Source organism: Streptomyces cirratus, assembly GCF_014650775.1.
Taxonomy (GTDB): Bacteria; Actinomycetota; Actinomycetes; order Streptomycetales; family Streptomycetaceae; genus Streptomyces; species Streptomyces cirratus.
In genome coordinates this window covers 558,859-576,917 of sequence record NZ_BMVP01000001.1, presented here as the reverse complement: position 1 = coordinate 576,917, position 18,059 = coordinate 558,859, and the positions used below count along the sequence as shown (strand labels likewise).

The window sequence follows — 18,059 nt, the reverse complement described above, 5'->3', positions numbered from 1 at the left end:
AATGGTGTGGGATGAATCACCACAGGCCCGTACGGGCAGGCTCAAAGTTGCGGCGAGACGGCCGCAATCGTCACCGTTTCGACGGTCTCGGCGGCCGGGTACTTGCGCGATCCGCCGCGCCCGTGTGGACTACGCCCAATGCTGCGCGTACGCGCGCCGCCGAAAGACATTCACCGAACATGAGCAGGAGGCACCCCGTGAGCGCGACCGCGGACCACGCGGAGAGCCTGGCCGCCCGGCTGGGTTTCCAGTCCGAACAGGTGGTCCAGGAGATCGGCTACGACGACGACGTCGATCAGGAATTCCGTGACGCCGTCGAGAAGCTCGTCAGCGAGCTCGCCGACGAGGACTACGACGACGTCGCCGACGCGGTGCTGTTGTGGTTCCGCGACGAGGACGGCGATCTGACGGACGCCCTGGTCGATGCGACCGAGCTGGTCGAGGACGGCGCACTGATCCTGCTGCTGACCCCCAAGACGGGCCGGGACGGCTACGTCGAGGCCAGCGACATCAGCGAGGCGGCCGAGACGGCCGGCCTCTCCCTCGCCAAGGGCCTGCCCGTCGGCAAGGAGTGGACCTCCACCAAGCTGGTGACGCCGAAGGCCGCCAAGGCCAAGCGCTGAGCCGCGCCCCCGCAGCCGAGCGGGACACACCCCGCCGACCGGAATCACCCCGGTCGGCGGGGTGTGCGCTTTCCGCCGGGCGTACGCGCGTTCCCCTCCCGCGGGCGCTACCCCATAGGCTGGCCGCACCCGAACAGCCCCACGCAGGAATGCAGGAACGAAGGGATGCGACAGATGGCGATCGAGGTCGGCAGCAAGGCCCCGGATTTCGAGCTCAAGGACAACCACGGCGCCACCGTGCGGCTCTCCGACTTCCGGGGGGAGAAGGCCGTCGTACTGCTCTTCTACCCGTTCGCCTTCACCGGCGTCTGCACCGGTGAGCTGTGCGAGCTGCGCGACCAGCTCCCCCGCTTCCAGAACGACGAGGTCCAGCTCCTCGCCGTCTCCAACGACTCGGTACCCACCCTCCGGGTCTTCGGGGAGCAGGAGAACCTGGAGTACCCGCTGCTCTCCGACTTCTGGCCGCACGGCGAGACCTCCCGCGCCTACGGCGTCTTCGACGAGGACAAGGGCTGCGCGGTCCGCGGCACCTTCATCATCGACAAGGACGGCGTCGTGCGCTGGACCGTCGTCAACGGACTGCCCGACGCGCGTGACCTGAACGAGTACATCAAGGCCCTCGACAGCCTCTGAGCGGGGACGTCGCCCGATCCGCGGGAAATCCGGTGACGGACGGGAACCCGTCACTAGGATCGGGACGTTGATCCGAGAGCAACCGCACGAAGGGGCTCAGCCCCACACCGAAACCCAATGGAGGACCCGTGGGAGTCAGCCTCAGCAAGGGCGGCAACGTCTCGCTGACCAAGGCCGCGCCTAACCTGACGGCGGTCATCGTCGGTCTGGGCTGGGACGCTCGCACCACCACCGGTGTCGACTTCGACCTCGACGCCAGCGCGATCCTGACCAATGACCAGGGCAAGGTCGCCAACGACTCGAACTTCGTGTTCTTCAACAACCTGAAGAGCCCGGACGGCTCGGTCGAGCACACCGGCGACAACACCACCGGTGAGGGCGAGGGCGACGACGAGGCCATCAAGGTCAACCTGTCCGGCGTCCCGGCCGATGTGGCCAAGATCGTTTTCCCGGTCTCGATCTACGAGGCCGAGACCCGTCAGCAGAGCTTCGGCCAGGTCCGCAACGCCTACATCCGCGTCGTGAACCAGGCCGACAACAGCGAGCTCGCCCGCTACGACCTCTCCGAGGACGCCTCGACGGAGACCGCCATGGTCTTCGGCGAGCTCTACCGCAACGGCGCGGAGTGGAAGTTCCGCGCCATCGGCCAGGGCTACGCCTCGGGCCTGCGCGGCATCGCCCAGGACTTCGGCGTCAACGTCTGAGTCCTGGCCTCAGCCAGCCGGCTGTGACCCCACAGCCGCTTCCTGTCCGGCGCCGTGCACTGTGTGTACGGCGCCGGACCGGCTTTACCGGCACCACCGGAACCACCGGTTCTACCGGCGGCACGGCAGCACCAGCACGACAGCACCACCACCGCAGCACCGGCACCACCGCACCACCATCACCACGTCGTCCGGGGAGGACCACAACATGGGCGTCACACTCGCCAAGGGGGGCAATGTCTCCCTGTCCAAGGCCGCACCGAACCTGACCCGGGTCCTGGTCGGTCTCGGATGGGACGCGCGCTCGACCACGGGCGCCGACTTCGACCTCGACGCCAGCGCGCTGCTGTGCCGCGACGGCCGGGTGCTCGGCGATTCGTACTTCGTCTTCTACAACAACCTCAAGAGCCCCGAGGGCTCCGTCGAACACACGGGGGACAACCTCACCGGCGAGGGTGAGGGCGACGACGAGTCGATCATCATCGACCTCACCAAGGTGCCGGTGGAGGTCGACAAGATCGTCTTTCCCGTCTCCATCCACGAGGCGGAGGCCCGCCGGCAGAGCTTCGGCCAGGTCAGCAATGCGTTCATCCGCGTCGTGAACCAGGCCGACGGCCAGGAACTGGCCCGCTACGACCTCACCGAGGACGCCTCCAGCGAAACCGCGATGATCTTCGGCGAGGTCTACCGGTACGGCGGCGAATGGAAGTTCAGGGCGGTGGGACAGGGGTACGCGTCGGGCCTGAGGGGCATCGCTCTAGACTTCGGGGTCAACGTTTCGTAAAGCCGTACAAGACGATGGGGTGCCAGTGGTTCTCAAAACCTTCGGCTGGTCGTTCGCAATCACTGCGCTCGGTCTGGCCGCAGCGGTGTTCTACGGGGGGTGGACCGCTTTTGGGATCGTGGCGATCCTGTCGATCCTCGAAATCTCGCTGTCCTTCGACAACGCGGTGGTCAACGCCGGCATCTTGAAGAAGATGAATGCCTTCTGGCAGAAGATCTTCCTCACGGTCGGCGTTCTGATCGCGGTCTTCGGCATGCGGCTGGTGTTCCCCGTCGTCATCGTCGCGATCACCGCGAGTCTGGGCCCGATCGAAGCCGTCAACCTGGCCCTGACCGACAAGGACCGCTACCAGCAGCTGGTCACCGACGCCCACCCGGCGATCGCGGCCTTCGGCGGAATGTTCCTGCTGATGATCTTCCTCGACTTCATCTTCGAGGACCGGGACATCAAGTGGCTCGCCTGGCTGGAGCGTCCGCTGGCCAAGCTCGGGAAGATCGACATGCTGTCGGCGTGCATCGCGCTGATCGCGCTGCTCATCACCTCGGCGACCTTCGCGACCCGGGCCCACCAGCACGGCGGGGCCCACGTCGACAAGGCGGAGACGGTCCTGGTGGCCGGCATCGCCGGTCTGATCACCTACATGATCGTCGGCGGTCTCTCCGGCTACTTCGAGAACAGGCTCGAAGAGGACGAAGAGGCCGAACACGAGGCCGAGGAAGAAGCGAAGCGCAGCGGCAGCGCCGTCCCCGCCGTCGTCATGGCGGGCAAGGCCGCGTTCTTCATGTTCCTCTACCTGGAAGTCCTCGACGCCTCGTTCTCCTTCGACGGGGTCATCGGCGCCTTCGCCATCACCAACGACATCGTGCTCATGGCCCTCGGCCTCGGCATCGGCGCCATGTACGTCCGGTCGCTGACGGTCTACCTGGTCCGCCAGGGCACCCTCGACGACTACGTGTACCTGGAGCACGGCGCGCACTACGCCATCGGCGCGCTCGCCGTGATCCTGCTCGTCACCATCCAGTACGAGATCAACGAGGTCATCACCGGCCTCGTCGGCGTCGTGCTGATCGCCTGGTCCTTCTGGTCCTCCGTGCGCCGCAACAAGCGCCTGGCGGAACTGGAAGGAGTCCCCGTCGAGGCATGAGCCCGGCGGGAATGCGGAACGCTCCAAGTGCGGGGCGGCCCGGGGATCCACGGACCCCCGGGCCGCCCCGCTTCCGTACGTGAGTGGTTCAGGGGGGTAGGGGAAATGGGCTTCTTCGACAGTGTCTTCGGCAGCGGCTTCTTCGACGGCATCAGGGGCGCGCGGGCCATGCGCTTCGACTCGGGCAGCGCCTCGTCCAACGCGATCGAGCTGACCAGGCGGCATCCGACGGTGTCGCTCACCAAACAAGGGGCGGTCCACGGAAACCTGCGGGTCAACCTCTCCTGGCGGATGCGCAGCTCCGACATCGGCGGCCGCTCGGGCCAGAGCGGCCGGCTCCTGCGGCACCCGTTCAAACTCTTCAAGCCCGACATGGTGCAGGCGCACACCCAGGGCATGGTCAACGTCGACCTCGACATCGGCTGCCTGTACGAGCTGAGCGACGGGACGCGCGGAGTCGTCCAGCCCCTGGGGAACCTGCACGGCGACATCAACAACCCGCCGTACGTGAAGCTCAGCGGCGACGACCGGTTCGGCGCACCGTCGGGCGAGACGATCTTCGTCAACCTCGACCACGCCGACGAGATCAAGCGGCTGCTGGTCTTCGTCTACATCTACGACCAGACGCCCGCCTTCGACCGCACGCACGCCCTGGTCACCCTGTACCCGAGCACCGGGCCGCGGATCGAGATCCAGCTGGAGGAGCGCCACCCGCAGGCCCGGTCCTGCGCCGTGGTCTCGCTGGAGACCGTCAAGGGCGAGCTGACCGTGCGCCGCGAGGTGAAGTTCGTCTACGGGTTCCAGGCCGAGCTCGACCGGCTGTACGGGTGGGGCCTCCAGTGGGGGCGGGGCTACAAGAGCACCAAGGCCTGACCGGAACCGGTCAGACCTTGGCCGTGCGGGGCTCCTGTCTCCGCCCGGGGGGTGCCGGTCAGCGGCGGATGAACTGGGGGCCCTGCGCCGGCAGCCGGAAGGCGGAGTCGCCGCCCGGCCCGGGGACCGGGGACACCGGCTGCGGGTAGCCGTAGGCGGGCTCGACGGCCGGCGGGGCCTGCGTCGGCGGTGCGGGCGCCGGGCGGACGGGGGGCATCGGGGGCGCGGACGGGGTCGGCGCCGCCATCGCGGCCGTCTGCTCGTCGGTGGGTCCGGGGCCGGGGGCCGCCGCCTGGTCGGGGGCGTTCTCGTCCACGGAGATCCCGTGGTCCGTGGCCAGCCCCACCAGGCCGTCCGAGTACCCCTCGCCCAGGGCGCGGAACTTCCACCCCTCGGCCCGGCGGTAGAGCTCGCCGCAGATCAGCGCCGTCTCGGCGCCCGTCTCCGGGTGCACGTCGAAGTACGCCAGCGGCTCGGAGCCGCCGGTGGAGGTGGCGTCGTACAGGAGGATCCGCAGGTCACGGACCCGCTCGAACGGCACGTCCTCGGCGGAGGCCACCACCAGGACGCGGTCCACCACGGTGGGCACCGCCCGCAGGTCCGCCTGGACGGCGTCGGTGATCGCCTCGCCCACCTGTTTCTTGCCCAGGCGCCACACCGCCCCCGAGGGGTGGCGGGGCTGGTTGTAGAAAACGAAGTCCTCGTCGGAGCGCACCCGTCCGTCCGCCCCCACCAAGAGCGCGGACGCGTCCACATCCGGTACCTCGGCCCCGGTGGTCCAGCGCAGCACCGCCCGGACCGCCACGGCGGCCACCGGGATGTTCGAGCCCTTCTGCATCGCGTGCGTCATGCCGGTCATCCTGCCCTCCCGGCCATGACCTGGACAATGCGGCCCCCCGTAGTCACTTGCCCGTAGCCACTTGTACGGAGCGCAACACGTGGGCATGGTGCAAGAGGGTTACCTGAACTTCATGTGCTTGCGGAACTCTCGACTCTCATTCGTACGTACTATTACCGGCCACGCCAGTTGGGCCGCCGAGGCAGTACGGGGGAAGCGCATGCGTCACTTCGGGCACATTTCGCCCAGCGTCCGCAAGGACCTCTTCCACCAGGAGCCGGCCGAATTCACCGCCGCCTCCCCCGCCCGTACGCTCGCCGCCGGCCTCGGCGCCACCCTCTACAGCCCGGCGATCCGTCCCCACCTCGCCGGCGACATCCGCAAGCAGGCGGCCCGCGGAGTGGTCTCCATGGTGCTCTGCCTGGAGGATTCCATCAGCGACGGCGAGGTGACGGCCGGCGAGGACAACCTGATCCGCCAGTTCGCCGCACTCGACGAGGACAGCGCGGAACTCCCCCTGCTGTTCATCCGGGTGCGCACCCCCGAGCAGATTCCCGACCTCGTACGCCGCCTCGGCGGCTCAGGACGCCACCTGGCCGGATTCGTACTACCGAAGTTCACGGAGAGTCGCGGAACCGCGTTCCTCGACGCCGTCGCCCAGGCGGAACAGGCCTCCGCCGTCGCCCCCCTGTACGCCATGCCGGTCCTGGAGACCCCCGACCTGCTGCACCTCGAAACCCGGGTCGAAGCCCTCGCCGGGATCTCCCGGACGGTCGACCGCTACCGGGAGCGCGTCCTGGCCCTGCGTCTGGGCGTGACCGACTTCTGCTCGGTATACGGACTGCGCCGCACCCCCGACATGACCGCCTACGACGTCAAGATCGTCGCGGGTGTCATCGCCGACGTCGTGAACGTCCTCAGCCGCGCCGACGGCACCGGCTTCACCGTCACCGGCCCCGTCTGGGAGTACTTCCGCAGCCAGCAGCGCCTCTTCAAACCGCAGCTGCGCCGCAGCCCCTTCCTGGAGGAGGGCGTCGAGGAGCTGCGCACCGCGCTCATCGAGCACGACCTCGACGGGCTGCTGCGCGAGATCGAACTCGACCGGGCCAACGGACTGCTGGGCAAGACCTGCATCCACCCCGCCCACGTCACGCCCGTCCACGCACTGTCGGTGGTCTCCCACGAGGAATTCAGCGACGCCCAGGACATCCTGCGCCCCGAGCGCGGCGGCGGCGGGGTCATGCGCTCCGCCTACACGAACAAGATGAACGAGGTGAAGCCCCACCGGGCCTGGGCCGAGCGCACCATGCTGCGCGCGGAGGTCTTCGGTGTGGCGAGGGAGGAGGTCGGCTTCGTCGACCTCCTCACGGCCGGGCTGCGGGTATGAGACGGCCGCCGGACGAGGAGTTTTCCGCGCTCCCCGATCGTTTCGGGTTGTGGGGGCTTTCCACGGAGAAGGGCAAGACGATCGAAGAGGTGTGGTCGGGAACCTGGGTCGCGGACCGGCTGGGCGTGCGCCTGGAACAGGGCGCGGTGACCGGGCGGTCGACGGTGGCTGGGCCGGCGACGGCGGCTGGACAGGCTGCGCCCGGGCAGGCGGCGCCCGGGTCCGTGGCGCCCGGGGCCGTGGGTCCCGGGTCCTTGGCGCCCGCCGAGCCGCCGCTGGACGAGCTTTTGGGGCTGGCCCTGCGCCGCAACCCCAAGCGTGCCCACCTGCTGGTCTCCCGGATCCTCGGCAAGCACGTCCCGCAGTCCCCGGCGGTCGTCCACGCCGCCGGATACGGCCTCGGCGAACGGGTCCGGGACCTGCTGGGCCCGGAAGCCGCCGACGCGGTCGTGCTCGGGTACGCGGAGACCGCGACCGGCCTCGGCCACAGCGTCGCCGACGGCCTGCGCGACGCCCCCTACCTGCACTCCACCCGCCGCCCCGTCCCCGGCGTCGAGCCCGCGGGCGGCTTCGAGGAGGCCCACTCGCACGCCACCTCGCACCTGCTGCTCCCCGAGGACCCGGAGCTGCTGAGCGGCAGCGGGCCCCTGGTGCTGGTCGATGACGAGTTCTCCACCGGCAACACCGTCCTGAACACCATCAGCGACCTGCACACCCGCAACCCCCGCCCCCGCTACGTCGTGGTCGCCCTGGTCGACATGCGCTCCCCGGCCGACCGTGAGCGCCTCGAAGCCTTCGCCGCCCGGCTCGGGGCGCGGATCGACCTCGTCGCCCTCGCCTCCGGGACGGTCCGACTGCCCGAGGACGTGCTGGCCAAGGGGCAGGCACTGGTCGAGGAGTACGAGTCCCGCGACGCCCCCTCCGAGACCGGGGCAGCCAGGGGCGGCCCGCCCGCCCCCGTTCGGCGCATCCGCCTGGAGTGGCCCGCCGGACTGCCCGACGGGGGCCGGCACGGCTTCACCCCCGCGCACCGGGCCCGGCTGGAGGCGGCGCTGCCGACGCTGGCCGCCCGGATCGACACCGAACTCGCCGCCGCGTCGGGGGCCGGACCGGGGCCCGGGCCCCGGCGGGTCCTGGTGCTGGGCAACGAGGAGCTGATGTACACGCCGCTGCGGCTCGCCCGAGCCCTGGAGGAGTCCGGGGCGCCCGCGGGGCGCGAGGTCCGCTTCTCCACCACCACCCGCTCCCCGGTGCTCGCCGTGGACGACCCCGGCTACGCCATCCGGACGCGGCTGGCCTTCCCCGCGCACGACGATCCCGCCGACGGGCCGGGTGAGCGGTACGCGTACAACGTCGCGGGCGCGGGCTTCGACGCCGTCGTCGCCGTGGTCGACTCGCACGGCGACACCGGCGCGCTGTACGCCCCCGACGGGCTGCTGGCCCGGCTCGCGCCGCACACCGGGCAGGTGCTGCTGGCGGTGGTGCCGTCGTACGTTCCGGGGACCGGGCCGCAGCCCTCTGCGGGGACGGCCCGCCCGGCGGCCGTCTCCGCAGACTCCCTCGACCCCTCCGACCGGCTGGAGCCGATCATGACCGAGCCCCTGCGCGGGCCCGCTTTCTCCTCCTATGCGGCCGAGGACGTCGGCTGGCTGCTCCAGGACTTCTCGGACGTGGAGCTGGAGGCACCGACCGAGGAGCGCGAGGAGGCCATCCAGGCGGGCGGCGCGCACTACGCCGAGTCGCTGCCCGTCGAGTACCAGCCGTCCCCCGAGTACCAGCGGCTGTACCAGAGCGCGCTGACCGCCTCCGCGGCCCGAATAGCCCGCGCCGTGGGCACCGTCACCGAAACGGTGCTCGCGGAACGCTCGCCGTCGCCCGTGCTCGTCTCCCTCGCCCGAGCGGGCACCCCCGTCGGTGTGCTGATGCGGCGCTGGGCGCAGGCCCGGCACGGCCTGGACCTGCCGCACTACGCCGTGTCCATCGTGCGCGGGCGCGGCATCGACGCCAACGCGCTGCGCTGGCTGGCCGCCCACCACGACCCCGCCGACGTCGTCTTCGTCGACGGCTGGACGGGCAAGGGCGCCATCACCCGGGAGCTGCGGGACGCCCTCGCGGAGTTCGACGGCTTCGACCCGGACATCGTCGTCCTCGCCGACCCCGGCTCGTGCGTGGCGACGTACGGCACCCGCGAGGACTTCCTCATCCCCTCCGCCTGCCTCAATTCCACCGTCTCCGGACTCGTCTCGCGTACGGTGCTCAGGTCCGACCTGGTCGGGCCCGCCGACTTCCACGGCGCGAAGTACTACCGCGAGCTCACCGGCGCCGACGTGTCCGTCGCGTTCGTCGACGCCGTCGCCGCCCGCTTCGACGAGGTGGCCGAGGCGGTCGACGCCGAGGTCAAGGAACTGCTCACGGCCGACCGGACCCCCACCTGGGAAGGCTGGGCGGCCGTCGAGCGGATCAGCGAGGAGTACGGCATCCACGACGTGAACCTGGTCAAGCCCGGCGTCGGCGAGACGACGCGCGTACTGCTGCGCCGCGTGCCGTGGAAGATCCTCGCCAAGCGCGGCGCCGGCGCCGACCTGGACCACGTACGCCTGCTCGCGCAGCAGCGCGGGGTGCCGGTCGAAGAGGTCGACGGGCTGCCCTACACCTGCGTGGGACTCATCCACCCCCGCTTCACGCGCGGCGCCACCGGCGCCGACGGAAAGGCCGTGGCCGCCAAGTGACCGTCCTCGTAGCCAGTGACCTCGACCGCACGCTCATCTACTCGGCCGCCGCCCTCGGCCTGACCATGCCCGACCCGGTGGCGCCCAGGCTGCTGTGCGTCGAGGTCCACGAGAGCAAGCCGCTGTCGTACATGACCGAGACCGCGGCGGCCCTGCTGGCGGAGCTGACCGCGGACCCGGGCGTCGTCTGGGTCCCGACGACTACCCGTACGCGCAAGCAGTACCAGCGCATCCGCTTCCCCGGACGCCCGGCGAAGTACGCCATCTGCGCCAACGGCGGGCAGCTGCTCGTGGACGGTGTCCCCGACCGGGACTGGCGGCGTCAGGTCGCGGCGCGGCTGGCCGAGGAGTGCGCCCCGCTCGCCGAGGTGTACGAGCACCTGCTGGCGACCGCGGACCCGGCGTGGCTGCGCAAGGCGCGGGTGGCGGAGGACCTGTTCGCGTACCTGGTCGTGGAGCGGGCGCTGGTCCCCGACGAGTGGCTCAAGGCACTGGTGTCGTGGGCGGAGCCCCGCGGCTGGACGGTGTCCCTTCAGGGCCGCAAGATCTACGCCGTGCCGCAGCCGCTGACCAAGAGCGCGGCGATGCGGGAGCTGGTCCGCCGTACCGGGGCCGCCACCACCCTGGCCGCCGGTGACTCGCTGCTGGACGCCGATCTGCTGCTGGCGGCGGACCGCGGATGGCGGCCGGGCCACGGCGAACTCGCGGACGCGGGCTGGACCGCCGGGTCGGTCACGGCGCTGGCGAAGGCCGGGGTCCTGGCGGGCGAGGAGATCGTGCGCGCGTTCAGGCGAGTGGTCGGGGAACTCGGCACACTGGGCGCATGACCAAGGGCAACAGCACCAAGATCACCGACGAGCTCTACCAGTACGTGCTCGACCACAACCCGCCGCTGGACCCCGTCCAGCAGGGTCTCGTGACGACCACGTACGAGAAGTTCCCCGAATCGGCGGGGATGCAGTCGGCGCACGAGCAGGGCCCGCTGCTGGCCTTCCTGGTCCGGCTGACGGGGGCCCGCCGCATCGTGGAGATCGGCACCTTCACCGGCTTCTCGACGCTGTCCATGGCACAGGCCCTGCCTGCGGACGGCGCGCTGATCGCCTGCGACATCTCCGAGGAGTGGACGGCGTACGGCAGGCAGGCCTGGGAGACGGCCGGCGTCGCGGACCGCATCGACCTGCGCATCGCCCCCGCGCTGGACACGCTGCGCGCCATGCCGGGGGAGCCGCACATCGACATGGCCTACGTGGACGCCGACAAGGAGAACCAGATCGCCTACTGGGAGGAGCTGGTGCCGCGGATGCGGCCGGGCGGGCTGATCGTCAGCGACAACACGCTCTTCCACGGGCGGGTACTGGACGAGGCGGCGACGGGCGCGGCGGCGGCGATGCGCGCCTTCAACGACCACGTGCTGGCCGACGACCGCATGGAGTCGGTGCTGCTCGCCATCTCGGACGGCCTGACCCTGTCGCGCAAGCGGTAACGCCCGCTCCTCAGCCGCAGCCGCCCCCGCCGCAGCAGCCGCCACCCATGGCGGGGGCGGGGGCGGCAGCCGGGCCGCCGCGGGCCGCGCCGCCGACGGCCACCGCGGAGAGCAGCTTGACGGTGTCGGCGTGACCGGCGGGGCAGTCGGCGGGCGCCGAGGACTCGGCCATCGGACGGCTCACCTCGAAGGTGTCGTCACAGGTACGGCAGCGGAATTCGTAGCGGGGCATGGGCACAGGCTAGCGGTCCCCCCTCGCGCGTTCCATCGTCGTCACGGGTGGGGCGGCGTGCGCCGGCCGCCGAGCGCCCGCCGGGCCGCGGCGCGGTCCTCCCGGGCCGCCTCCTCGGGGTGACGGGCCCGCCAGTACGGGTTGTCGTGCGTGAGGCCGGCGCCGACCCGTCCGTACATGCCGAACCACATCAGCATCACGCCGACGACGAAGCTGAACAGCACGTTCGGGATGTGGAACGCCAGGAAGTTGAGCCCGGTGTCCAGCAGCGCGAGGTTCACGAACCCGCTCGCGATGAACAGCAGACCCAGCGTGATGTTCAGGGTCGAGGCGAAGTTCCCGCCGACGACCATCCCGCAGAACAGCAGCGCCCCGATGCAGATGGACAGGACGCTCAGCGCCCCGTTCGTGTTCAGCGCCATCACGGTGTCCCCGCCGGTGTCGAAGAACCCGATCCGGTGCACCAGCCCCAGGACGCCGAACACGACCAGCAGCAGCCCGGTCAGGCCCGCGCCCACCCGGTACACCTTGCTGAGCTTGTGGTCGACCGGCAGGTGCTCGTCGAGCCGGGCACCGACCGGCCGCCGCACGTGCGGAGCCGCGTGAGTGACCATGACGGCCTCCTCTGCTGAGGTCCCTCCCAGCATCCGCCACGGGCCGGGCCCGGACAACCCCGGCCCCGGGCTCGCGCTCGGCTACCCGTGGCCCCGCTCCTCCCGGATCCCGTTCACGACCCGGTTCACGGACGCCCGGACGCCCTCCATCTCCTGGAGGAACTGCCAGTAGTCGGGGTGGCGCCCCTCCAGCCCGGCCAGGGCCCGCTCCACCCGGGCCACCGACTCGTCCAGCGGCCGGGCGTGGCGCGGATCGGGCACGGTACGGCCCTCCATCGCCAGCCGTTGCGCGTCGCGGATCGCGAAGCGGGTCCGGCGGACCTCGTCCTGGGGATCCCGCGCCACCGCCTCCAGCCGCGTCAGCCGGTCCTGCGCCGCCGACACCGCCTCGTCGGTCGCGTCGAGGGAGGCGCGGACCTCCTCGATCAGCGACCCCACCTCGCTCCACCGCTGGCCCTCCCGGGCCCGCCCGGCCTCCGCCAGCTTCTCCTCCGCCCGCGCGACCTCGCGTACCGCCTGGTCGGGGACGTGCTGGAGGTCCTGCCAGCAGGCCGCGCTGAACCGCCGGCGCAGCTCGCTGAGCACCGGATCCACCCGGTCCGCCCGGTTGCGCAGCGCCTGCGCCCGGGTCCGCAGGCTCACCAGACGCCGGTCGACCTCCGCCGCCCGCTCCGGCAGCCTGGCCGCCTCGGCCCGTATCGCCTCGGCGTCGCGCAGGATCCGGTCGGCGCGCTGCACCGTCTCCTGCACGCCGTGCCGGGCCGCGCCCTGGTTCAGCTTGGTCAGCTCCGGCCCCAGCGCGGCCAGGCGCGCCGCCAGGTCGTCGGCCCGCATCCCCTTCGCGCGGACCTCGTCCAGCGCGTTGCTCGCCGCCAGCAGCGCCGCCTTCGCCCGTTCCCGGGCCGGCGCGACCCGGGCCAGCTGCGTCTCGGCCTTGTCCAGCAGCGGCTGCAACCCCTGCGCGAACCGGTCCAGCTCGCCCTTGACCCGTACCAGCTCGTCCCGCGCCCGCGTCAGCTGCTGCCGGGCCTGCGCCGCGACCGAGCCCTCCAGGTCGACGCGGTCCAGGTCGTGCGCGTCGACGGCCTCGATGTACACCTGGCTGACCTGGTCGATGCGCTGCCCGAGCGCGACGAACTGCTCCGCCGCCTGCCGCGCGGCAGGCGACCCGTCCGCCGCGGCGATGGTCTCCATCGAGATCCGCAGATCCCGCTGCGCCGTATCCAGCTCGTAGAACGCGGCCGCGGCGGCATCCTTCGCCGCCTGCGCATCCGCCCGCCGGCTCTCGTCCCGCCCACCGAACCACCGCCGGGATGCCGTTGTCACAATCCCTCTCCCGTACCGCGTCCGCCATGCCCCGCTCCATTCTCCCCTACGGCAACGGGTTTGCGCCGGGGGTGCGGCCTCCATGTAGGCTGTCCACTCATCCACGGGTGCGTAGCTCAGGGGTAGAGCGCTGCTCTTACAAAGCAGATGTCGGCGGTTCGAAACCGTCCGCGCCCACCAGGACAGGTAGCAGGTGAGAGCCTGCTTTTGGCCCCTCGACCGACTCAGTCGAGGGGCCGTTGCCATCTCTGAGGCCACTGCGAGTCCACAACGCAATCGATGGCGGCAGCCCAGAACCTTCGCAGCCGGACGTCACGGGGCTGTTCGGTCAGCGAAGCGGGTGCTCTGCCATCGCATGTCTGGGGACCGTCGATCCAGTACGTGTGTGAGCGGGTCGGTCACAAGGCTTGGATGCACGCGGTGGTGGCTTCCTGTCAGTGGTCGCGCGCGGGTCGGGAGGCCGGGTCCGGCGGGAAGGTAACGGTTCGGGCATAGCGCCACGAGTGTGCTCGTGGCCCCCTACGGTGGCCGGATTCGCACTCGTCCCGTGGGGGTTTCATGTCCCAACAGTTTCCGCAGCCCGGCCCGCCGCAGCCCGGGTACGGCTACCCGCCCCCGCCGGCGCCGAGGAAGTCCAACGCCGGCAAGATCGTCGGATTCTCGTGCCTGGGTGTCGTCGGCGTGGTCGTTCTGCTCGGTGTGATCGGCGCGCTGATCACTGGGGGCGACGGCCAGAAGAGCCCTGCGCGACCGGCCGCCGCCGCGGCTTCTCAGCCCGCCAAGGCCCCGGAGGTCCAGCCGTCCAAGGCGCCGGAGGAGAAGCAGTCGGTCACCGTCACCGCCCAGAAGACGGCCTTCAAGGCGAGCGTCCTCGCACAGGGTGACGGCTACACCAGTGTGTCCGTCACCGTCACCAACAACTCGACGAAGTCGATCAACGTCAATCCGCTCTATTTCACCATCACGGACACCAACGGCACCAAGCATGCCGCGCAGTTGGCGGCGGACGAGAACCAGATCGACACCGTCGAGCTGGCGCCGGGCGAGAACATCACGGGCGCCGTCACCGGCAAGGGCTCGTTCACCGCGAAGACGGTGACCTACACGGACGGGCTCATCGGCGAGGCTGTGCGCGCCGACGTCTCTTACTGATCGTTTCAGAATGAGGTTCGTAGGCGGCGGAGACAGCTGAGGCTGCCAGCTGGTTCGAGCGGGACCGTGGACGCCTGGGGCCTAACGCAGCGCGGCGGCGACCAGTCCTTCGAGGGCCTCGCGCTGTACTTCGCCGCCGTTCACCAGTCGGTCGAAGACCAGTCCGTCGATGCAGGTCAGCAGAGTGTGAGTGCGGTTCTCGACGTCGGTCACGCCGTGCTTGGCGAGGAACAGCCGGACGGCCTCGCGGCCGGCGTTCTCGCGGGGCACGAGGATCTCGCGCAGCTCTCTGTCGCGCACGCTCTCGACGGCGCAAGCATGGCGGGCGAGCGAGCGCCGGCGGCCCTCGCCGGTGAGTCGCTGTCGGGTGAGCGTCACCATGCCGTCCACCAGTTCCTCGACGGTACGCAGGGGTGGAAGCTGGTCGGCCGTCGTTTGAAGTTCCGCCTGGTCGAGTTGGACCAGGTGGGCGACGAGTCCGGTCAGCAGCGCGGCGCGGGTGCGGAAGTAGGCCGAGGTGGTGCCGGGCGGCATGGCTGCTCTGCGGTCGACCGCGCGGTGGGTCAGGCCGCGCATCCCTTCGTCGGCGAGGACGTCGAGAGCTGCGTCTGCAAGGAGGGTGCGCCGGTCCGAAGCCATAGCCCCTTTCTACACCCGTAGAGACTCAGGATAGAGTCGGCTTCTACAAATGTAGAAGAAGGGGGCTCCGGCATGGGGAACACGGCAGTGGTGGTCGGAGGAGGCATAGGCGGGCTAGCCGCCGCAATCGGCTTGCACCGCATCGGATGGGACGTGACGGTCCTCGAGCGTTCGTCCATGCTTGAGGACGCGGGGGCAGGCATTTCATTGGCTGCCAACGGCCTGCGGGCACTGGACGAACTCGGCGTCGGCGGGGCGGTTCGGGACGCGTCGCGAGGCCAGTACAGCGGCGGCACTCGGACGCCCCGGGGCGGCTGGCTGACCCGGATGGACGGCTCGGCACTGGAGAAGGCGGTGGGCACGCCGATCATGGGCATCCCCCGTTCCGCCTTGCACCAACTGCTACGCGAGGGCTTGCCCGCCGGGTCAGTGGCGATCGACTCCGAGGCGGCAACGGTCGAGCAGGTCGGCCCGGAGACAGTTCACGTCGGCTACAGCACCACGGCCCTGGAGGCCGATCTGGTAGTGGCGGCCGATGGTATCGGCAGCAAAGTCCGCGGCCAACTCTTCCCAGATCATCCCGGCCCGGTCCACAGCGGCTCGACGGTGCTGCGCGCGATCACCGAGCACGCGGTCGATCTGCGTACCGACTTCGAGTTGACCTGGGGCCGAGGCGCGGAGTTCGGACACATCGCTTTCCTGGACGGGAAGGCCGAGTGGCACGCCGTCCTCAGCCTCCCCGCCGGAACGCGGTTCGGCGACCCACTGACCGAACTCCGCCGACGTTTCCACACCTGGCACGACCCCATCCCCGCTCTACTCGACGCGACCCGGCCCGAGGCCGTGTTGCATCACGACGTGAACGAACTCCGCACGCCTCTCCCCTCATACGCGGTCGGGCGGATCGCGCTGCTCGGCGATGCCGCCCATGCGATGACCCCCAACCTGGGACAGGGCGCCTGCCAGGCACTGGAGGACGCGGTCACCCTGGCCGCCGCCCTCGGTGCCGAGTCCACCGTCGAGGCCGCGCTCGCCCGCTACGACGCTGAGCGCCGGCCGCGGAGCCAGGCCGTCGCAGGGGCCGCCCGGCAGGCCGGGAGAATGGGCCAGCAACTGTCCCACCCGCTGGCCGTCACCCTGCGGAACACGGCGATGCGACTGACACCGTCCCGGGCCGCCACACGTATGATCCTGCGTCACCACGCCTGGGTCCCGCCGTCGCTGAACTGATCTGGCTCGCGCCCGCCACCTCACTACCAGGCACTTTCTGGGCCAAGTCGAGCTGCGGGTCTTGCCGTTAGCGGTCACGGTGGGCCAGGTGTCCGGGTGCGTACTGATCTTGTTCCGGACGATCTATGGGAGCGCGTGGCCCCGCTGCCGCCGCCCACTCCCGAACGACGCCGTCGCCACCCCGGGCGCCTGCGCGTTCCCGACCGAGTGGCACTCGCTGGCGTGATGTACGTGCTGCGAACCGGTGTCGCCTGGCGCGACGTTCCGACGGCATCCGTGGGCTGCTCCGGTGTGACGGCTTGGCGTCGGCTGCGGGACTGGACCGAGGCTGGTGTCTGGCCACGCCTGCACGCCGCGCTGCTGACCGAGCTTCGACGCGGGGGCCTGCTGGAGATGGACGACTGCTCCGTGGACGGATCGCACATCCGAGCTCTCAAAGGGGGGATCATGTCGGCCCCTCACCGGTCGACCGCGCCCGTCCTGGCTCCAAGCACCACCTGATCGTCGACCGACAGGGAACCCCGCTCGCCGTTACGCTCACGGGCGGCAACCGACACGACGTCACCCAGCTCCTGCCGCTGCTGGATGCCATCCCAACGATTCGGGGGCTCCGGGGACGCCCCCGCCACAAACCCCGACGGTTGTATGCCGACCGGGGCTACGACTTCGACAAGTATCGCCGCTTGCTGTGGAAGCGGCATCAAACCCATGATCGCCCGACGCGGCGTCGCCCACGGTTCCGGTTTGGGCAAAGTGCGCTGGGTGGTCGAGCGCGCCTTCGCCTGGCTGCACCAGTTCAAACGACTGCGCATCCGCTGCGAACGACGCGCCGACCTCCACCAGGGCCTGCTCGAACTGGCATGCAGCCTCATATGCCTCCGCCGCCTACGAACGTCATTCTGAAACGATCAGTTAGGCGGTTCACGTGCACCCGCGGCGCCTCCGTGCCCCGTCGGCACGGAGGCGCCGTGATGCCGCGAGGTCTTGGCGGCGGGGGCGGGGCGTGCGATCGTCGGGGGATGGGGGAGTGGGTGGCGTTGGTGGCCGTGCTCGTCGGCGGGGCGGGGTACCTCGTGCTGGAGCGGCGGGCCGGGCAGGGGTTCGAGCGTCGGCGGGAGGCCGAGCGGGAGCGGTTGCTGGCGCTGATACCCGAGCGCGGGGCGGAGGCGGGCGATCCGAAGTACGCGGACGTCGGCGGGATACCGGTCGGGACCGCCGCCCGGGGGGACGACTTCACGCCGCTGCTCGTGGAGTACTACGCCTACGGGCTCACCCAGGCGCGCAGCAGCTTCGTGACCAGCCAGCGCTTCGCCGCGGCCGGGGCGGTGATCCTGCTCGGCGGGGTGGCGCTCGCGGTGTGGAAGGCCGAGAGCAGCGGGGACCTGTACCTCGGGGTCGTCACCAGCTCCGTCGGACTGGTCGTCACCGTCATCGGGCAGCTCTTCCACCGCAGGGCCGACGTCGCGCTGCGGTACATGGCCGGGCAGACGGCCTCGCTGCGGGACGACCGGCGGTCGGCGGAGTCGATGGCGCAAGCGGTCCGGCTGCTGGACGAGGTCGCCGACTCGGAGCTGCGGGGACGGCTCCAAGCCGGCCTGATCATGAAACTGTCCGGGGCCGAGCTGCCGGAGCAGGGCCGCACCGCGGGGTAGCGGAGCCATAGTGGAG

The 18,059-nt window shown here is 70.7% G+C and carries 18 protein-coding genes, 1 tRNA gene and 1 pseudogene; 15 read left to right on the top strand and 5 right to left on the bottom strand.

The features are described from left to right. Positions 1–197 precede the first annotated feature (197 nt). From IE207_RS02655 to IE207_RS02630, 6 genes are all read left to right on the top strand, one after another. Complete coding sequence (locus IE207_RS02655; RefSeq protein ID WP_030009300.1) at positions 198–623, top strand: DUF3052 domain-containing protein; 426 nt, start codon at positions 198–200, stop codon at positions 621–623. Positions 624–797: 174 nt separating this feature from the next. Continuing rightward, on the top strand, positions 798–1,256 hold the full coding sequence (locus IE207_RS02650) for a peroxiredoxin (RefSeq protein WP_190182760.1): 459 nt from the start codon (positions 798–800) through the stop codon (positions 1,254–1,256). 128 nt (positions 1,257–1,384) lie between these two features. Beyond that, on the top strand, positions 1,385–1,960 hold the full coding sequence (locus IE207_RS02645; RefSeq protein WP_190182337.1) for a TerD family protein: 576 nt from the start codon (positions 1,385–1,387) through the stop codon (positions 1,958–1,960). 208 nt (positions 1,961–2,168) lie between these two features. Next, complete coding sequence (locus tag IE207_RS02640; protein WP_136214178.1) at positions 2,169–2,744, top strand: TerD family protein; 576 nt, start codon at positions 2,169–2,171, stop codon at positions 2,742–2,744. 25 nt (positions 2,745–2,769) lie between these two features. Further along, positions 2,770–3,888 carry a DUF475 domain-containing protein gene (locus tag IE207_RS02635; RefSeq protein ID WP_190182336.1) on the top strand — a complete coding sequence of 373 codons (1,119 nt, stop codon included), beginning with the start codon at positions 2,770–2,772 and terminating at the stop codon, positions 3,886–3,888. A 105-nt stretch (positions 3,889–3,993) separates the two neighbouring features. Continuing rightward, positions 3,994–4,761, top strand: a complete 768-nt coding sequence (locus IE207_RS02630) for a TerD family protein (protein ID WP_229873262.1) — start codon at positions 3,994–3,996, stop codon at positions 4,759–4,761. Between the two features lie 58 nt (positions 4,762–4,819). Here IE207_RS02630 and IE207_RS02625 read toward each other — a convergent pair whose 3' ends face one another. Next, positions 4,820–5,611 (bottom strand): TerD family protein, encoded by a 792-nt coding sequence (locus IE207_RS02625; protein WP_190182758.1) that lies wholly within the window; start codon positions 5,609–5,611, stop codon positions 4,820–4,822. Between the two features lie 208 nt (positions 5,612–5,819). Between IE207_RS02625 and IE207_RS02620 the strand changes: the two genes are divergently transcribed. The 4 genes from IE207_RS02620 to IE207_RS02605 are packed head-to-tail and all read left to right on the top strand — an operon-like array spanning position 5,820 to position 11,198. Then, positions 5,820–6,986 (top strand): HpcH/HpaI aldolase/citrate lyase family protein, encoded by a 1,167-nt coding sequence (locus IE207_RS02620; protein ID WP_190182335.1) that lies wholly within the window; start codon positions 5,820–5,822, stop codon positions 6,984–6,986. Next, positions 6,983–9,715 (top strand): phosphoribosyltransferase, encoded by a 2,733-nt coding sequence (locus tag IE207_RS02615; protein WP_229873260.1) that lies wholly within the window; start codon positions 6,983–6,985, stop codon positions 9,713–9,715. Before IE207_RS02620 ends, IE207_RS02615 begins: the two co-directional genes overlap by 4 nt. Continuing rightward, the gene (locus IE207_RS02610) at positions 9,712–10,542 is read left to right on the top strand and encodes an HAD family hydrolase (protein WP_190182334.1); all 831 of its coding nucleotides are present in this window, start codon (positions 9,712–9,714) and stop codon (positions 10,540–10,542) included. The genes IE207_RS02615 and IE207_RS02610 overlap by 4 nt, the downstream gene beginning before the upstream one ends. Continuing rightward, on the top strand, positions 10,539–11,198 hold the full coding sequence (locus IE207_RS02605; protein ID WP_190182333.1) for an O-methyltransferase: 660 nt from the start codon (positions 10,539–10,541) through the stop codon (positions 11,196–11,198). Before IE207_RS02610 ends, IE207_RS02605 begins: the two co-directional genes overlap by 4 nt. 10 nt (positions 11,199–11,208) lie before the next feature. Here IE207_RS02605 and IE207_RS02600 read toward each other — a convergent pair whose 3' ends face one another. The 3 genes from IE207_RS02600 to IE207_RS02590 form a co-directional block, all read right to left on the bottom strand. Next, positions 11,209–11,430 (bottom strand): FmdB family zinc ribbon protein, encoded by a 222-nt coding sequence (locus tag IE207_RS02600; protein WP_190182332.1) that lies wholly within the window; start codon positions 11,428–11,430, stop codon positions 11,209–11,211. A gap of 41 nt (positions 11,431–11,471) precedes the next feature. Then, complete coding sequence (locus tag IE207_RS02595; protein WP_190182331.1) at positions 11,472–12,044, bottom strand: DUF4383 domain-containing protein; 573 nt, start codon at positions 12,042–12,044, stop codon at positions 11,472–11,474. An 81-nt stretch (positions 12,045–12,125) separates the two neighbouring features. Then, on the bottom strand, positions 12,126–13,370 hold the full coding sequence (locus IE207_RS02590; RefSeq protein ID WP_229873258.1) for a hypothetical protein: 1,245 nt from the start codon (positions 13,368–13,370) through the stop codon (positions 12,126–12,128). 105 nt (positions 13,371–13,475) lie between these two features. Between IE207_RS02590 and IE207_RS02585 the strand changes: the two genes are divergently transcribed. Together IE207_RS02585 and IE207_RS02580 are read left to right on the top strand one after the other, a co-directional pair. Then, positions 13,476–13,550 (top strand) — tRNA-Val (locus tag IE207_RS02585). Between the two features lie 378 nt (positions 13,551–13,928). Further along, positions 13,929–14,522 (top strand): DUF4352 domain-containing protein, encoded by a 594-nt coding sequence (locus IE207_RS02580; RefSeq protein WP_190182330.1) that lies wholly within the window; start codon positions 13,929–13,931, stop codon positions 14,520–14,522. Between the two features lie 81 nt (positions 14,523–14,603). Here the strand turns inward: IE207_RS02580 and IE207_RS02575 are convergent, their stop codons facing one another. Then, the gene (locus IE207_RS02575; protein ID WP_190182329.1) at positions 14,604–15,161 is read right to left on the bottom strand and encodes a TetR/AcrR family transcriptional regulator; all 558 of its coding nucleotides are present in this window, start codon (positions 15,159–15,161) and stop codon (positions 14,604–14,606) included. A 72-nt stretch (positions 15,162–15,233) separates the two neighbouring features. On the opposite strand from IE207_RS02575, the gene IE207_RS02570 reads away from it, so the two are divergent. The 3 genes and pseudogenes from IE207_RS02570 to IE207_RS02560 all read left to right on the top strand — a co-directional run bounded on the left by IE207_RS02570 (position 15,234) and on the right by IE207_RS02560 (position 18,043). Then, complete coding sequence (locus IE207_RS02570) at positions 15,234–16,391, top strand: FAD-dependent monooxygenase (protein ID WP_190182328.1); 1,158 nt, start codon at positions 15,234–15,236, stop codon at positions 16,389–16,391. Positions 16,392–16,487: 96 nt separating this feature from the next. After that, positions 16,488–17,294, top strand: a pseudogene (locus IE207_RS02565) (IS5 family transposase). A 116-nt stretch (positions 17,295–17,410) separates the two neighbouring features. Then, a complete protein-coding gene (locus tag IE207_RS02560; protein WP_229873256.1) occupies positions 17,411–18,043 on the top strand; it encodes a TRADD-N-associated membrane domain-containing protein in 633 nt (210 codons plus the stop codon). Positions 18,044–18,059 lie beyond the last annotated feature (16 nt).

Excerpts from the sequence above, each read along its gene's own strand:
- IE207_RS02605 (WP_190182333.1), top strand. The coding sequence starts at position 10,539 with ATGACCAAGGGCAACAGCACCAAGATCACCGACGAGCTCTACCAGTAC.
- IE207_RS02625 (WP_190182758.1), bottom strand. The coding sequence starts at position 5,611 with ATGACGCACGCGATGCAGAAGGGCTCGAACATCCCGGTGGCCGCCGTG.
- IE207_RS02630 (WP_229873262.1), top strand. The coding sequence starts at position 3,994 with ATGGGCTTCTTCGACAGTGTCTTCGGCAGCGGCTTCTTCGACGGCATC.
- IE207_RS02600 (WP_190182332.1), bottom strand. The coding sequence starts at position 11,430 with ATGCCCCGCTACGAATTCCGCTGCCGTACCTGTGACGACACCTTCGAG.
- IE207_RS02650 (WP_190182760.1), top strand. The coding sequence starts at position 798 with ATGGCGATCGAGGTCGGCAGCAAGGCCCCGGATTTCGAGCTCAAGGAC.
- IE207_RS02580 (WP_190182330.1), top strand. The coding sequence starts at position 13,929 with ATGTCCCAACAGTTTCCGCAGCCCGGCCCGCCGCAGCCCGGGTACGGC.
- IE207_RS02575 (WP_190182329.1), bottom strand. The coding sequence starts at position 15,161 with ATGGCTTCGGACCGGCGCACCCTCCTTGCAGACGCAGCTCTCGACGTC.
- IE207_RS02560 (WP_229873256.1), top strand. The coding sequence starts at position 17,411 with ATGGGGGAGTGGGTGGCGTTGGTGGCCGTGCTCGTCGGCGGGGCGGGG.
- IE207_RS02640 (WP_136214178.1), top strand. The coding sequence starts at position 2,169 with ATGGGCGTCACACTCGCCAAGGGGGGCAATGTCTCCCTGTCCAAGGCC.
- IE207_RS02595 (WP_190182331.1), bottom strand. The coding sequence starts at position 12,044 with ATGGTCACTCACGCGGCTCCGCACGTGCGGCGGCCGGTCGGTGCCCGG.
- IE207_RS02615 (WP_229873260.1), top strand. The coding sequence starts at position 6,983 with ATGAGACGGCCGCCGGACGAGGAGTTTTCCGCGCTCCCCGATCGTTTC.
- IE207_RS02620 (WP_190182335.1), top strand. The coding sequence starts at position 5,820 with ATGCGTCACTTCGGGCACATTTCGCCCAGCGTCCGCAAGGACCTCTTC.
- IE207_RS02570 (WP_190182328.1), top strand. The coding sequence starts at position 15,234 with ATGGGGAACACGGCAGTGGTGGTCGGAGGAGGCATAGGCGGGCTAGCC.